We start from the raw sequence: 14,997 nt of genomic DNA, 5'->3' as shown, positions 1-14,997 counted from the left end.
ACACACGCATGAGCGAAGACTTTCAACATATATCCGTGTTAATGACGGAGACAATAGAGGCTCTGGCCATTAAACCTGATGGTATTTATATCGACGGGACTTTTGGCCGTGGTGGGCACTCTGGCGAAATACTCGCTCGTCTTGGTGAGCAGGGGCGTTTGCAAGCCATCGATCAAGACCCGAGCGCTATCGCTGCGGCACAACGCTTTGCTGACGACCCACGTTTTAATATTGCCCATAGTCGTTTCTCTCGTCTTGATGAAGTCGCCGAAGCACAGGGACTTATCGGCAAGGTCGATGGTATTTTGCTCGATATTGGCGTGTCCTCACCTCAGCTAGATGATGCTGGACGTGGCTTTAGCTTCATGAAAGACGGCCCCTTAGATATGCGTATGGACCCCTCTCAAGGGCGAAGTGCTGCGCAGTGGCTGGCAGAAGCAGAGTTAGAGGACATGGTCTTCGTGTTTAAAAAGTACGGTGAGGAAAAGTTTGCTCGGCGTATTGCAACCAAAATAATTGAGACTCGCGCCCACACTGACATTAATTCAACCGCGCAATTAGCCAAGCTGATTGATGAAGCGGTGCCTGTTAAAGACAAACATAAGCACCCAGCAACGCGCACATTCCAAGCTATTCGCATTTATATCAATAGTGAATTAGAGGAAATTCAGACGGCATTACAAGCAGCTCTGAAAGTATTGAAACCGGGTGGGCGATTAGTGGTGATTTCTTTCCACTCCTTAGAGGATCGCATTGTAAAACAGTTTATTAAAAAGCAGAGCAAGGGAGAGGCAATGCCTAGAGGTCTGCCGTTAACCGATGAGCAATTAAAACAACAGTTAACGCTCAAGGCAGTAGGCAAAGCCATTAAGCCGAGCGAGGAAGAAATCGCTCGCAACAGCCGTGCGCGCAGCTCCGTCCTTCGTGTAGCTGAGAGATTGGGATGAGCCAACAACAACTAAATCGCCATCCAAATCTCTTGTTAGAGATCTTGCGGGGACTATTTGACAATAAGATCACATTGGGGCTGCTTTTTCTTATTCTTATCAGTGCCTTGGCTATAGTACAAGTCACTCATTTGTCGCGAGCAAAATTGATCGCTCAAGACCGCTTATTACAAGAGCGGGACGAATTAGATTTGAACTGGCGTTACTTATTAGTTGAAGAAGAGTTTTATTCTCAACATGCCCGCATCGAGCAAATAGCGAAAGAGCAGTTGGATATGAAGCGCCCCACCAGTGAAGACGAGGAAGTGGTAATAGTCCCATGAGAGCTGCAAAGCGTAAAAACAATGGTAACAACCTTATCACCTGGCGGTTTATGCTGGTCTGCGGTGCTGTGCTTATGGTGTTTGTCACCTTAGTTGCGCGTGCCGCTTATTTGCAAGTGATAGAGCCGGATAAAGCGCGTAGCGAGAACGCCAAACGCACCGTGCGAGTAGAGAAGCTTCAAGTGCAACGCGGTATGATTTTTGACCGTCAAGGCAAAGAGTTGGCGGTGAGCGTGCCTGTTGTAAGTGTTTACGCTGACCCTAAGGCGATTGATAAGTACCTGCGTAAGAAGGTAGTGAGTCATACCAAAAAGCAGGGCCAAGACCCGCAAGATGTCTTGGACAGACCCGCCCACTTAAAAGATTTAAAGCAAGCCTTCTACAAACAAGACATGCGCTGGCGTGAACTGGCCGATGTATTGCGTTTAGGACGTGCCCATGTCGATAAGCGCCTTACCGGTGATAAAGACCGCCGCTTCGTCTATTTAAAACGCCAAGTAACCCCTGCGGTTGCCAATTATATTGATGAACTCAACCTGCCAGGCGTGCATCTGCTAGATGAGTCTAAACGTTATTACCCAGCGGGAGAGATCACCGCTCATGTATTGGGATTTACCAATATTGATGGTCATGGCATCGAGGGCATTGAGAAACTCTATGATGAAGCACTCACGGGCACCGAAGGACGACGCACTATTCGTAAGGATGCGCGTGGCCGCGAAGTGGCGGTGCTCGACGAGCGTCAGCGCGTGGAGCCAGAAAATATCGAGCTATCGATTGATCAACGTATTCAAGTTATTGCATATAAGGCGCTGAAATCAGCCGTGCTCACCTACAAAGCAACATCAGGTTCGGCCATGGTGGTGGATGTAAAAACCGGCGAAATTTTAGCCATGGTTAACAGTCCCTCGTTCAATCCCAATAATTTAGAAGATGCAGCGCCACATAAGCGCCGTAACCGCGCTATTACCGATTTATTTGAGCCGGGTTCAACCATTAAACCTTTGTCAGTGTTAGCTGGTTTAGACTATGGAAACATCCAAGCGAACGACACCATAGACACTTACCCAGGGTGGATGCGTGTGGGTGGCAGTCTAGTGCAAGATACCCATAACCGGGGTGAGATGTCACTGCGCGAAATACTCAAAGTATCAAGCAATATGGGGGTGGCGAAGATCACCCAAGATCTCCCTAAAGACTATTTTGTCGGTTTATTTGAGCGTGTTGGTTTTGGCAGTGATACCGGCACTGGCATGGTGGGCGAAAGCAGCGGCTTATTCTACCCTAATCGCCGCTGGTCAGATTTCGAAATCGCGACCTTATCCTTTGGTTATGCCATTTCTGTTAGTACCGCGCAGCTCGCACGCTTCTATGCCACCTTGGGTTCGGGCGGTATTTCTCGGCCACTGACGATTTTAAAACAACCACAACCTTTGCAAGGTGAACGCGTCTTTAAAGAAAAAGACGTGAATGCGGTAGTTGAGATGATGGAAAGCGTCTTTGAAAAAGGCGGCACGGCCTCGAAAGTGAAAGTGGATGGTTATCGTGTAGCGGCTAAAACAGGAACTTCTAAAAAAGCGGTTGCGGGTGGCTATGGCGATGAATACGTGGGGTATTTTGCCGGCCTTGGCCCGGTCAGTGATCCGCGATTAGCGGTTGTGGTGATGGTTAACGAACCCGGCGGCGATGTTTATTATGGCGGTGCTACAGCCGGCCCTGTATTTGCTGAGATCATGTCCAATGCGCTGCGTATTTTGAATGTAGCACCTGATTTAGAGCCCGTTGCTAACCTTGCAGAAGAAGGAGGTGGAGATGCGTAATCTTCGCGAAGTACTCGCACCTTGGGGCATAGATACCGACATTGAGTTGGTCAATGAGTTACAGCTCGATAGCCGCCGCGTCAATCGCGGCGATGTCTTTGTCGCTATTAAAGGCCATCAACTGGATGGCGGACAATTTGCTAAACAAGCCATTGCCGCAGGAGCGAATGCGGTTATTGCCGACAGCCGCTGTCAACTTAACAGTGATGATGAGCGCATTATTGTCGTGGATGAGCTTAGCCTGCGTCTTTCGCAGTTGGCGGCGCAATTTTACGGCGAGCCAAGTAATGCCTTTGATCTGGTTGGCGTAACTGGCACCAATGGAAAATCGTCTACCACCTCATTTATTGCTACTTTAGCGCAGTACTGTGAGCGCAGCAGTGCCATAATCGGCACGTTGGGTTGGGGCGATGCCCAGCAAATGAATGCGCTGAGCAATACCACGCCGAGCAGTGTTGAGCTGCAACAGATTTTTGCCAAGTTAAAACAACAACAAAAACAGTTAGTGGCAATGGAAGTCTCCTCGCATGGCCTTATTCAAGGCCGTGTTGCTAATAGCCATTTTCGCGCCGCTGTATTTACCAACTTGTCTCGCGATCACTTAGATTACCACGGCGATATGCAGAGTTATGCTGATGCCAAGCTGATCCTCATGCGTGATTGTAATGCGAAAATGGTGGTGCTTAACCAAGACGATGCGGTTGCTCAGGGATGGCTAGAAAAATATCCATTTGATGACTTGGTTGTATACGGCCGTAAAACCTTACCCCCTGAGCTCGGTCGCTATGTGTATTTTAGCGATGTTCAGTTTTTACCTAGCGGTTTACGCGCGCAGATCAGCAGTAGTTGGGGAGAAGGGCAAATAGAGCTGCCGCTGTTTGGTGAGTTTAATCTTTATAATGTGTGCGCCGCACTGGCAACATTGCTTGGCCTAGGTTATCCGCTGTCTGCGTTACTAACCGGCTGTAAAACTTTGATGCCTATCGCTGGGCGTATGCAAGCGTATAGTGCACCACAACAGCCCACCTGTGTGGTGGATTATGCGCATACCCCAGATGCTTTAGAGCTCGCATTGCAAGCCTTGCGTCAACACGCACCTGGTAAAGTGACCTGTGTGTTCGGGTGTGGCGGTGACCGCGATAAAGGTAAGCGGCCATTAATGGCCAAGGCGGCACAAAAGTACGCTGACCGTGTTGTGGTGACCAGCGATAATCCACGCAGCGAAGACCCACACACCATACTCGATGATATTAAAAGCGGTTTCAGTGCCAATATTGAAGCTCATTATGAAGTGGACAGAGCAAAGGCAATCGCCTTGGCGATTACACAAGCGGGCAGTGAGGACATTGTGCTCATCGCCGGCAAAGGCCATGAAGACTATCAAATCATTGGCGAGCAGACACTCGCATTTTGCGACCGCACTGTGGTGCAGCAGTTATTGCATCAACAAGGAGGTAAATAATGATTGCCATGGATTTAAACTGGCTTAGCGACACCTTAGGGTGTGCCTATCAGGGCGAGAATTGTGCTGTCGAAAATATTAATACCGATACGCGTAGCTTATGTGCGGGGGAAGTGTTTTTAGCACTTAAAGGGCCGAATTTTGACGGCCATCAGTTTATTGATGTGGCTGAGCAACAAGGGGCCGTTGCGCTCATTGTTGAACACCCAGTAGATAGTTCCTTGCCGCAACTGATTGTGGCTGATACACGATTGGCTTTAGGGCAAATCGGTGCTGCGGTAAAAGCCCAAGTCGCCCCTAAAACTATCGCTATCACAGGGAGCGTGGGTAAAACCACAGTGAAAGAAATGTGTGCGGCAATATTGGCACAAAAAGGGGAAGTGCTGGCGACAAAAGGCAACTTTAATAACGATATTGGTGTGCCATTAACCTTAATGCGTCTAGCGCCAAAACATCAGTACGCCGTTATTGAGTTGGGCGCGAATCACCTCGGCGAAATTGCCTACACCACATCATTAACTAAACCCGATGTGGCTGTAGTATGTAATGTTGCTGAGGCACACCTTGAGGGCTTTGGCTCGTTACAAGGAGTGGCCACCGCGAAAGGCGAAATCTTTTCTGGTCTCGGCGAGCATGGTGTAGCAGTCATTAATGCTGATAGCGAATTTAAACAGCAGTGGCTAGACGATTTGGACTCACGCAAAGTGAAGCAGTTTTCCATGAGTCAGCAACTGGATGTATGGGCAGAAGATATTCATCTTGATGCATTGGCCCGGGCGTCGTTTACGCTGTGTAACAACAAAGAGAAAGTCGCTGTTGAGCTTGCTATTCCCGGTAAACATAATGTCACCAATGTCTTGATTGCTGCAGCATTAACGACCAGTGTCGGCTGCTCCTTACAAGAGGTTGCCAGTGGTCTTAAGACCATGCATCAAGCCCATGGCCGCGTTAATCTGATTGAGGTATCAAGTCAGCTCACAGTCATTGATGATAGTTACAATGCCAACGTCAAATCGGTGCAAGCCGCGATTGACCTACTCGCTGACGTTCAAGGCCATCGTGTACTGGCTTTGGGTGATATGAATGAGCTCGGTGAAGATGCTCGTGATTATCATCAACAAGTGGGTGAGTATGCAAAACAACGCGGTATTGAAGCCGTTTATTCTCTGGGCGTATTGAGCCGTTACGCCAGTGATGTCTATGAACAAGCCGAACGCCACTTTTCTGGGCGTGATCAACTCCTTGAGCAAATGCTTAAAGACTTACGACAGACACAACAAAAAACAACGGTAGTCGTGAAAGGATCGCGCAGTTCACGCATGGAGCTTTTAGTGGAAGATTTAGTGGCGCATGGCAAGCAGTTAGCCAGCGAGGGAGAGAAGTAATGTTAGTGTGGCTGGCTGAATACCTGACCCAATTTTATAGTGGATTTAATGTCTTTTCATATTTGACGTTGCGAGCCATTTTAGGAATTTTAACGGCGTTGTTGATGTCGTTGTACTTTGGGCCGAAATTGATCGTGGCGCTCCAGCGTATGCAAATCGGTCAAACCGTGCGTGATGACGGTCCACAATCTCATCTAAGTAAATCCGGCACACCCACCATGGGTGGACTGCTTATTCTGGGCGCTATTTTTACCAGCACTTTGCTGTGGGCCGACTTAAGCAATAAATACGTGTGGGCAACGTTGTTTGTCATTGGCTCGTTGGGAATCGTTGGGTTTATTGATGATTACCGTAAAGTGATTCGCAAAGACCCTAAAGGGTTAATAGCTAAGTGGAAGTATTTTTGGCAATCAGTCATTGCCTTAGTGGTCGCGTTTGCGCTTTATGCCAGCTCACAGCAAGCGGCGGAAACGGCGCTGATAGTGCCGTTTTTCAAAGAAGTGATGCCTCAGCTAGGACTGTTCTACATTGTCATGACCTACTTCGTTTTAGTTGGCACATCTAATGCGGTCAACCTCACCGACGGCCTTGATGGGTTAGCTATCGTACCGACTATTTTGGTCGCCTCAGCGTTGGCAATCATCGCTTATGTTACCGGTCATGCGAACTTTTCCAGCTATCTGCATATCCCTCATTTACCGCTGACCAGTGAGCTGGTGGTGGTGTGCACCGCCATTGTTGGCGCTGGGTTAGGCTTTTTATGGTTCAACACCTATCCAGCTCAAGTCTTTATGGGCGATGTAGGTTCCTTGGCGTTAGGCGGAGCACTGGGCATTATTGCCGTGTTGGTACGCCAAGAGTTGGTATTGGTGATTATGGGCGGGGTCTTTGTGATGGAGGCGTTGTCAGTGATCTTACAGGTGGGGTCCTACAAGCTGCGCGGTGAGCGAATTTTCCGTATGGCCCCCATTCATCATCATTATGAATTAAAAGGTTGGCCAGAACCGCGCGTCATCGTGCGCTTTTGGATAATTTCCATTGTATTAGTTTTGGCCGGTTTGGCGACATTGAAGATTAGGTAATGAGCTATTTAGACACGCTTAAAAATAAACGTATCGCGGTGCTTGGACTGGGTATATCTGGTCTGGGCACGGTGCGTTTTCTGCATGCTCATAATCTTCACCCAGTGCTTATTGATTCCCGTCAACAGGTACCAACACAATTGTGGCTCGACTCTCACGTGCCGCACTTAGAACGTCGCTTTGGCGATTTTGACAAAGCCGAGCTGACGCAGTTTGATGTCATTATTATCGCCCCAGGCATAGCACTTAGCACACCACAAGTGCGCCAAGCAATTGCCGAAGGTGTTGAAGTGATCGGCGATGTCGAGCTATTTGCTCGTCTTAATAACAAACCTGTGCTTGCAGTGACAGGTTCAAATGGTAAGTCCACGGTGGTTTCACTGTTAGCTAAAGTACTGGAGTGCGGCGGCTTACAGGTGGGCTTAGGTGGCAACATTGGCACCGCAGTACTTGATTTGCTAGCGCAAGATATGGATGCGTATGTGTTAGAGCTGTCGAGCTTTCAGTTAGAGACAACAACCAGCTTAGCCGCGAAGTCAGCGTGCATCTTAAACCTGTGTGAAGATCATCTTGACCGCTACACAGGCATGGCTGATTACATCTGCGCCAAGCAGCGTATTTATCAAGATTGTCAGCTAGCTGTGTACAATCGTGGTGACGCAGATACCTACCCAGAGCGTGCATCACAACAGCTGAGCTTTGCGTTGCATGATGCCGACTACCATATCATGCAACATCAGGGCGAGTGCTATTTCGCATACCGTAACTCGCCTTTATTGCCTTGTAGTAAAACGGTGTTACCGGGCAGCCATAACCAACTCAATGTGCTTGCAGTGATGGCGTTGTGTCATGATTTTCACTTTGATATTGGTGTGTTCGAGCGTGCATTGTCAGAATTCAAAGGCTTAGACCATCGCTGTCAGTACGTTACTACCTTAAATGATGTGCGCTATTTCAACGACTCAAAAGCCACCAATGTCGGAGCTACATTGGCAGCAATTAAGGGATTAGCCGCTGAGCCCGGGCGATTGATTTTACTTGCTGGTGGTGATGCCAAAGGCGCGGATCTGATGCCACTGAAAGAAATCTTGGCCGAACAAGTCGCTGAACTCATCTGTTTCGGGAAAGAAGGTGACGCCATTGCCGCGCTTAAACCAGGCAGTCATCGCGTTAGTGGCATGAGTGAAGCGGTGCAAAAGGCAAAAGCCTGCGCGCAGGCTGGCGATATTGTGCTGCTTGCACCGGCTTGCGCCAGTTTAGATATGTACAGCAATTACATGGCCCGGGGTAATGACTTTATTCAGCAGGTGTTGGAGGGGTCATCATGAGCTGGGAAAATATTAAAGACTTATTCCATCTAAAACCTTCAGGGCAACTTTATGATGTGCCACTTATCTACGCGTTGCTGTGTCTTATTGGCGTAGGCTTCGTAATGGTGACCAGCGCCTCGATGCCAGAAGCGGAGCGCCTGTACGATAACCCTTACCATATCATGATCCGCCAAGCTGTGTTTGTGGCCTTAGGCTTTGTGCTATTTATTGTCGCCATCAGCGTAAAAATGCAATGGTGGAAAGTAGCCAACCCTTATTTGCTGCTGTTAGGTTTAGGTTTATTAGTACTGGTATTAATTGTCGGCAATGAAATCAATGGGTCGAAGCGATGGATCCCCATGGGGCCGATTAATATCCAAGCTTCTGAAGTCGCGAAGCTATTCTTTTTTAGCTACTTAGCTGGCTACCTCGTGCGTAAACGCGATGAAGTACAGGAAAATTTAAAAGGCTTTGTTAAGCCCATTAGTGTGTTCATTGTCTACGCCGGATTGATTTTGTTGCAGCCGGATTTAGGCACCGTGGTGGTGATGTTTGTCACCACGGTCGGGCTACTTTTCCTTGCCGGCGCGAAACTATGGCAGTTCTTCGCGCTTATGCTCTCTGGCATAGGTTTAGTCATCGCTCTTATTGTTTTTGAGCCATACCGCTGGGCTCGTGTGGTGGGTTTCTTGGAGCCGTGGGAAGATCCCTTTGGCAAAGGTTATCAACTGGTTCAGTCGTTGATGGCCTATGGGCAAGGTGGATGGCTAGGCCAAGGGCTCGGCAACAGCGTGCAAAAACTGCAATACATGCCACACGCTCACAATGATTTTATATTCGCCGTGGTCGCGGAAGAGTTAGGCTTTATAGGTGTATTAACCATTCTCGTACTGCTGGGAACCTTGGTATTTCGAGCGCTGCTTATCGGCCAGCGCGCCCTCAAAGCGAATAAGGAATATGAGGGTTATTTAGCTTTAGGAATTGGTATTTGGTTTGCTTTTCAAAGCATGGTGAACGTCGGTGCCAGCGCCGGAATTTTGCCAACCAAAGGCCTTACCTTACCCTTTATCTCGTACGGGGGGTCTAGTTTTTTAGTGATGGCCATTGCGGCGGGCGTGTTATTGCGAGTGGATTTTGAAACGAAAATGGCCACTAAGCAAGCAACACCGCGTGGTAATCGCCGAAGTGTCAGTGGCTCAACTTCAGCAGTTCAGGGGGCAGCATGAGTAAACGTATGGTAGTGGCTGCAGGTGGAACTGGTGGACATATCTTTCCGGGCATTGCCGTAGCCCAATACTTAATAGCGCGCGATTGGCAGGTATCTTGGGTCGGAACCGATGACCGTATGGAAGCCGAAGTAGTCCCTAAACACGACATCGAGATTGATTTTATCGATGTTCAAGGCGTGCGCGGGAACGGCTTAATGCGACTGTTCAAAGCGCCACTGATGATTCTGAAAGCGTTTTTTAAAGCGCGTCATATTCTCAAGCAGCGTCGTCCTAATGTGGTGCTGACTATGGGCGGCTATGTAACTGGCCCCGTTGGTTTGGCGGCAAAAAGTTTAGGCATCCCTTTAATTATCCACGAGCAAAATGCGGTCGCTGGCATGAGCAATAAACTGCTCGCTAAAATTGCCACGCAAACGCTTGGGGCCTTCCCAGGGGCTTTAGCCAATGATGATTTTAAAGTGCTGGGCAATCCGGTGCGCCAATCATTGATGCATATTGAACCTAAGCAGGTTGGCTCACCGGTTAACATGTTAGTTGTAGGTGGCTCTTTGGGAGCGAAAGTGTTGAATGACGTGCTGCCAGGCGCTTTTGCTGAGCTGACCCAGCGTCATCCTCTCGCCGTGTGGCACCAAACCGGTAAGGCGCGCTCAGCGCATGTACAGCAGCAATATGATGAGCTAGGACTTGAAGCGAAAGTAACTGAATTTATTGATGATATGGACGCAGCACTGGCGTGGGCTGATGTCATTGTTTGTCGCGCTGGAGCGCTGACAGTCAGTGAAGTTGCAGCCGCTGGGCGGATGGCGCTATTTGTGCCGTTTCCACATGCTGTGGATGACCATCAAACCGCCAATGCAGAGTATTTGGTGCAAGGTGAAGCAGCATTATGTATGCAACAGAGCGACTTTAATCACAGCTCTGTGCAACAGCTGTTGATGCCATTTTTGCAGCAACCAGAATTAATGACCGAGATGGGTAAGCGCGCGAAAGCGCTCGCCAAGCTCGATGCAACCGCACAGGTTGCCAAACAATGTGAGCAGTATAGTTAATGACACAGGCAATGAGCACAGCCCCGAAATTGGGCAAGCAACAAGATAACGGCCAACGACCAGCGATGCGCCGCGTTGAGACAATTCACTTTATTGGCATAGGCGGTGCTGGTATGGGCGGCATCGCCGAAGTGCTGGCTTACGAAGGATATCGTATTACCGGTTCGGATATAGCCCAAAGTGCAATGACTGAGCGGCTGATTAAAGTCGGCGCAGAAGTGTTTATTGGGCACGACCAAAACAATGTTAAAGATGCGTCGGTAGTGGTGGTTTCCAGTGCTATTGATGAGCAAAACCCTGAAATTATCGCTGCTCGAAGTGCCCGTATTCCTATTGTGCGTCGCGCTGAGATGCTCGCTGAGTTGATGCGTTTTCGCCATGGTATTGCCATTGCTGGTACTCATGGCAAAACTACCACTACGAGCTTAGTAGCCAGTATTTTTGCTGAGGCCAAGCTCGATCCCACCTTTATAATCGGCGGCTTGCTCAATAGTGCCGGCAGTAACGCAAAGGTCGGTGACAGTCGTTATTTAATTGCTGAAGCCGATGAAAGTGACGCTTCATTTTTACACTTGCAGCCGATGGTATCGGTGATCACCAATGTGGAAGAAGATCACATGGATACCTATGATGGCAGCCTCGAAAAAATGAAAGACACCTATGTGGATTTCATACACAACTTGCCATTTTATGGTCTTGCCGTGGTGTGTATTGATTCTGAAGTCGCTAAAGAGCTGATTCCCCGCTTTTCTCGTCAGGTGACAACGTATGGTGAACACTGTGATGCTGACTATCGGCTCACTGACTTTAGCCAAAATGCCAGCACCTGCTCGTTCACGGTACTGTCAAAACAGGGTGAGCGTCTCGACGTGACCTTAAATATGCCCGGCAAACACAATGCCTTAAACGCCACCGCAGCGATTGCTGTAGCAAAGGATGAAGGCATTAGTGATAGCGCTATTCTCAGTGCTTTGCAGAAGTTTGAGGGCATCGGTCGTCGTTTTCAGCATTATGGTGAGTTCACTAACGAGCGTGGCAAAGTCATGCTTATTGACGATTATGGCCATCACCCGAGTGAAGTCGCAGCCACTATTAAAGCGGCGCGTGACGGCTGGTCGCAAAAACGCTTGGTGATGATTTACCAACCACATCGTTATAGCCGTACCCGCGATTTGTACGAAGATTTTGTTAAGGTATTGAGTGATGTCGATCAGCTGATTTTGCTTGATGTTTATGCCGCCGGTGAAGAGCCTATTGTGGGTGCTGATTCTAAGAGTTTGTGTCGCAGTTTGCGCCAGCGTGGTAAAGAGCCATTGCATGTGGCTGATCACAACGAGTTGGCCCGTGTTCTGGCGACCACCTTGGCTGACGATGACTTAGTGATCACTCAAGGAGCGGGCAATATTGGTCAGCTAGTGAAGAAGCTGGCGGCCACTGAGCTACAAATAAACCAACTTGAGCAGGTGTCGTCATGAGTCGAGATTTCGGTAAGGTAGCCGTTCTACTTGGGGGCTCGTCGGCTGAGCGCGAAGTATCGCTAAAATCAGGTAATGCAGTGCACAACGCGCTTGTCCAAGCGGGTGTTGATGCTCACCAGTTTGACCCCGCACATCAACCTCTACACGAACTCATGCAAGGCCAATTCGCACGGGTGTTTATTGCCCTGCATGGTCGCGGCGGGGAAGATGGTACCTTACAAGGCGCTCTGGAATTTATGGGCTTGCCTTACACCGGGTCGGGAGTATTGGGCTCTGCGTTGGCTATGGATAAGGTGCGCTGCAAACACTTATTCCAGGTAGCGGGACTGCGTACCTCTCCTTATGTTGTGGTCGGTAAAAACAGTGCCTACGACAGCCAGGCGATAATGGCACAGCTTGGTCACGTGATGGTTAAGCCCTCTCATGAAGGGTCCAGTATTGGTATGGCTGAAGCGCATACTGCACAGCAGCTAAAGCAAGCATTGCAAGACGCTTTTCTGTTTGATGATCAAGTGCTGGTGGAGCAATGGTTAAGTGGTCGCGAATTCACAGTGTCGATTTTGGCTGATAAGGCCTTACCTGTGATTGAAATGCGCACTCCCAGTGGCTTTTACGACTACCAAGCCAAATATCAATCCAGCACCACTGAATACTTTTGCCCTGCTGATATCAGTGCTGAGCAAACAGCACAGTTACAAGAGATGGCGCTTCATGCATTTAATCTTGTTGGTGCCAAAGGATGGGGACGGGTTGATGCAATGCAAGGTGATGACGGCGACTTTTATTTGCTAGAAGTGAATACCGTGCCAGGGATGACAGAGAAATCTTTAGTACCCATGGCCGCCAAAGCACAAGGTATTGAATTTTCAGAGTTAGTACAACGCATTTTGGAGCAAACCCTGTAAATGAGTGAACTGAGAGAGAAGCTTACCAACTTAAAAGAGCGTACCAACTGGTCGCTACTCTTTGGTGTGAGTTTTTTTCTGTTGGTACTATTTGTGGTGATTAAACTGACCTTTAATTTCTCCGATTGGTTGGTCCAAGATAAAGACGCGCGACTCAAGCAACTGCAGGTACTGGGTGAGCCACATTACACCGAAGAGCGAGATATTATTACCGCCATTAAGCAAGCCGATCTGGATAGCTTTTTTGAGCTGGATGTAAAGCATGTTCAGCAATTAGTGACTGAACTGCCATGGGTAGCCAGCGCCTCGGTGCGCAAGCAATGGCCAGACACTTTGCAGGTGTATGTGGTTGAACACCATCCTGTTGCTTATTGGAACGATGACATGCTGCTCAATACTAAAGGGCAGGTTTTTTCTGCCCCCACCAACAAGGTGAATACCCAACTGCCTAGCCTATTTGGCCCAGAGGGCAGCGAAGGAGAGGCGTGGCAAACGTTTGTGCGCTTTAAAGAGTTGTTTGCTGTTAATGGCCTTAACCTAACGAGCTTGGCGCTTTCGGAGCGCTTTGCTTGGCAATTATGGTTAGATAACGGCATTCGCTTGAACTTAGGGCGTGAAGAGAAAGCTAAGCGGGTGCAGCGATTTATTGATGTCTATCCACACTTGAAAAAACGTCAAGATGTGCGAGTAGATGTTGTCGATTTACGATATGATACCGGCCTTGCGGTGCAGTTTAAGCCGCTGGATGTAACGGAAGAAGAACAAAAGAGTAAGGCATGACCAAGTCAGTAGAACGTAACCTTGTGATCGGTTTAGATGTGGGCACTGCAAAAGTAGTTGCCACCGTCGGTGAGATCACCGATGACAATAAGCTCAGCATAGTCGGCGTCGGCCGCCAGGTTTCGCATGGCATGGATAAAGGGGGGGTGAACGATCTCAACCTTGTTTCCGAGTCTATTCGTCGTGCCATCGATGAAGCTGAGCTCATGGCTGATTGCCGTATCAGCTCAGTGTATTTAGGTATTTCTGGTAAGCATATTCAATGTCAGAATGAAACCGGTGTTGTGGCGATTAATAACACCGAGGTCACCGACGAGGACATCGATAACGTCATTCATATCGCCCGTTCAGTGCCTATTTCTGCGGAGCGCAAAATGTTGCATGCATTGCCGCAGGAATACAGCATTGATATGCAAGAAGGCATTAAAAACCCGTTGGGCATGAGCGGTGTGCGCATGGAAGCTAAGGCGCATATTATTACTTGCTCAAATGACATGGCAAAAAACATTGAGAAATGTGTTGAGCGCTGTGGCTTACAAGTCGATCAGCTTATCTTTAATGCCCTTGCATCATGCTACTCAGTACTCACTGATGATGAGAAAGAGCTGGGTGTTGCGGTGTTAGATATCGGTGGTGGCACCATGGATATCACTATCTACATTAATGGCGCGCTACGCCACTCCGCAGTGATCCCTGTCGCTGGAAACCAGGTGACTGGTGATATCGCGAAAATTTTCCGTACGCCAATTTCGCACGCGGAAGCGATTAAAGTGCAACACGCCTGCGCGAGCAGCCAAATGGCCAGCAACGAAGAGCAAATCGAGGTACCTAGCGTAGGCGGTCGCCCAGCACGCATTATGTCGCGTCACACCTTATCAGAGGTAGTGGAGCCGCGTTTTAGAGAATTATTTGAACTGGCGCTTGAAGAAATTCGGCGCTCAGGCTTAGAAGATCAAATTGCCGCAGGATTGGTTATTACCGGCGGTAGTTCGAAGATGGCCGGTGCCCTGGAAGTGGCTGAAGACATTTTCCAGATGCCGGTACGTATCGGCAGTCCGATAGGGATAAGCGGATTGACCGACTATGTAAACGATCCCTCATTTGCAACCGCTGTAGGTTTGTTACAATATGGTCGGACCATGCAGTCGATCAACGCAACAAAAGCGAAAGCAGACGAGGGTAACTGGTGGAACCGAATCACGAAGTGGTTCCAAGGCGAGTTTTAGT

13 protein-coding genes are annotated in these 14,997 nt (G+C 48.8%); all 13 read left to right on the top strand.

Annotated features, from left to right (window positions below):
* Positions 1–8 precede the first annotated feature (8 nt).
* The 13 genes from rsmH to ftsA are packed head-to-tail and all read left to right on the top strand — an operon-like array spanning position 9 to position 14,996.
* Positions 9–947, top strand: coding sequence for a 16S rRNA (cytosine(1402)-N(4))-methyltransferase RsmH (gene rsmH / locus W04_RS05855; RefSeq protein WP_053910161.1), 939 nt, complete (start codon positions 9–11; stop codon positions 945–947).
* Positions 944–1,270 (top strand): cell division protein FtsL, encoded by a 327-nt coding sequence (ftsL, locus tag W04_RS05850; protein WP_022946078.1) that lies wholly within the window; start codon positions 944–946, stop codon positions 1,268–1,270. Before rsmH ends, ftsL begins: the two co-directional genes overlap by 4 nt.
* A complete protein-coding gene (locus W04_RS05845; RefSeq protein WP_045980425.1) occupies positions 1,267–3,090 on the top strand; it encodes a penicillin-binding transpeptidase domain-containing protein in 1,824 nt (607 codons plus the stop codon). The genes ftsL and W04_RS05845 overlap by 4 nt, the downstream gene beginning before the upstream one ends.
* Positions 3,083–4,552 carry a UDP-N-acetylmuramoyl-L-alanyl-D-glutamate--2,6-diaminopimelate ligase gene (gene murE / locus W04_RS05840; protein WP_053910160.1) on the top strand — a complete coding sequence of 490 codons (1,470 nt, stop codon included), beginning with the start codon at positions 3,083–3,085 and terminating at the stop codon, positions 4,550–4,552. The genes W04_RS05845 and murE overlap by 8 nt, the downstream gene beginning before the upstream one ends.
* Positions 4,552–5,937: a UDP-N-acetylmuramoyl-tripeptide--D-alanyl-D-alanine ligase gene (murF, locus tag W04_RS05835; protein ID WP_053910159.1), complete on the top strand. Its 1,386-nt coding sequence runs from the start codon at positions 4,552–4,554 to the stop codon at positions 5,935–5,937. Before murE ends, murF begins: the two co-directional genes overlap by 1 nt.
* Positions 5,937–7,019, top strand: a complete 1,083-nt coding sequence (mraY, locus tag W04_RS05830) for a phospho-N-acetylmuramoyl-pentapeptide-transferase (RefSeq protein WP_022946074.1) — start codon at positions 5,937–5,939, stop codon at positions 7,017–7,019. Before murF ends, mraY begins: the two co-directional genes overlap by 1 nt.
* Positions 7,019–8,347 carry a UDP-N-acetylmuramoyl-L-alanine--D-glutamate ligase gene (murD, locus tag W04_RS05825; protein WP_053910158.1) on the top strand — a complete coding sequence of 443 codons (1,329 nt, stop codon included), beginning with the start codon at positions 7,019–7,021 and terminating at the stop codon, positions 8,345–8,347. The genes mraY and murD overlap by 1 nt, the downstream gene beginning before the upstream one ends.
* Positions 8,344–9,555, top strand: a complete 1,212-nt coding sequence (ftsW, locus tag W04_RS05820) for a cell division protein FtsW (protein WP_373432697.1) — start codon at positions 8,344–8,346, stop codon at positions 9,553–9,555. Before murD ends, ftsW begins: the two co-directional genes overlap by 4 nt.
* Positions 9,552–10,607, top strand: coding sequence for an undecaprenyldiphospho-muramoylpentapeptide beta-N-acetylglucosaminyltransferase (gene murG / locus W04_RS05815; RefSeq protein WP_053910156.1), 1,056 nt, complete (start codon positions 9,552–9,554; stop codon positions 10,605–10,607). The genes ftsW and murG overlap by 4 nt, the downstream gene beginning before the upstream one ends.
* 11 nt (positions 10,608–10,618) lie before the next feature.
* On the top strand, positions 10,619–12,082 hold the full coding sequence (gene murC, locus W04_RS05810) for a UDP-N-acetylmuramate--L-alanine ligase (RefSeq protein ID WP_040643288.1): 1,464 nt from the start codon (positions 10,619–10,621) through the stop codon (positions 12,080–12,082).
* Positions 12,079–12,990, top strand: coding sequence for a D-alanine--D-alanine ligase (locus tag W04_RS05805; RefSeq protein WP_053910155.1), 912 nt, complete (start codon positions 12,079–12,081; stop codon positions 12,988–12,990). Before murC ends, W04_RS05805 begins: the two co-directional genes overlap by 4 nt.
* Entirely contained in the window at positions 12,991–13,770 is a 780-nt protein-coding gene (locus W04_RS05800; protein WP_022946068.1) for a cell division protein FtsQ/DivIB, read from the top strand. It begins immediately after the preceding gene.
* Complete coding sequence (gene ftsA, locus W04_RS05795; RefSeq protein WP_022946067.1) at positions 13,767–14,996, top strand: cell division protein FtsA; 1,230 nt, start codon at positions 13,767–13,769, stop codon at positions 14,994–14,996. The genes W04_RS05800 and ftsA overlap by 4 nt, the downstream gene beginning before the upstream one ends.
* Position 14,997 lies beyond the last annotated feature (1 nt).

The organism is Pseudoalteromonas sp. SW0106-04 (assembly GCF_001293805.1).
Taxonomy (GTDB): domain Bacteria; phylum Pseudomonadota; class Gammaproteobacteria; order Enterobacterales; family Alteromonadaceae; genus Pseudoalteromonas; species Pseudoalteromonas ruthenica.
This window is presented reverse-complemented; position numbering and strand designations above follow the sequence as displayed.

Bases quoted from the DNA above. Each gene is read 5' to 3' on its own strand.
- rsmH (WP_053910161.1), top strand. From the start codon at position 9: ATGAGCGAAGACTTTCAACATATATCCGTGTTAATGACGGAGACAATA.
- ftsL (WP_022946078.1), top strand. From the start codon at position 944: ATGAGCCAACAACAACTAAATCGCCATCCAAATCTCTTGTTAGAGATC.
- W04_RS05845 (WP_045980425.1), top strand. From the start codon at position 1,267: ATGAGAGCTGCAAAGCGTAAAAACAATGGTAACAACCTTATCACCTGG.
- murE (WP_053910160.1), top strand. From the start codon at position 3,083: ATGCGTAATCTTCGCGAAGTACTCGCACCTTGGGGCATAGATACCGAC.
- murF (WP_053910159.1), top strand. From the start codon at position 4,552: ATGATTGCCATGGATTTAAACTGGCTTAGCGACACCTTAGGGTGTGCC.
- mraY (WP_022946074.1), top strand. From the start codon at position 5,937: ATGTTAGTGTGGCTGGCTGAATACCTGACCCAATTTTATAGTGGATTT.
- murD (WP_053910158.1), top strand. From the start codon at position 7,019: ATGAGCTATTTAGACACGCTTAAAAATAAACGTATCGCGGTGCTTGGA.
- ftsW (WP_373432697.1), top strand. From the start codon at position 8,344: ATGAGCTGGGAAAATATTAAAGACTTATTCCATCTAAAACCTTCAGGG.
- murG (WP_053910156.1), top strand. From the start codon at position 9,552: ATGAGTAAACGTATGGTAGTGGCTGCAGGTGGAACTGGTGGACATATC.
- murC (WP_040643288.1), top strand. From the start codon at position 10,619: ATGAGCACAGCCCCGAAATTGGGCAAGCAACAAGATAACGGCCAACGA.
- W04_RS05805 (WP_053910155.1), top strand. From the start codon at position 12,079: ATGAGTCGAGATTTCGGTAAGGTAGCCGTTCTACTTGGGGGCTCGTCG.
- W04_RS05800 (WP_022946068.1), top strand. From the start codon at position 12,991: ATGAGTGAACTGAGAGAGAAGCTTACCAACTTAAAAGAGCGTACCAAC.
- ftsA (WP_022946067.1), top strand. From the start codon at position 13,767: ATGACCAAGTCAGTAGAACGTAACCTTGTGATCGGTTTAGATGTGGGC.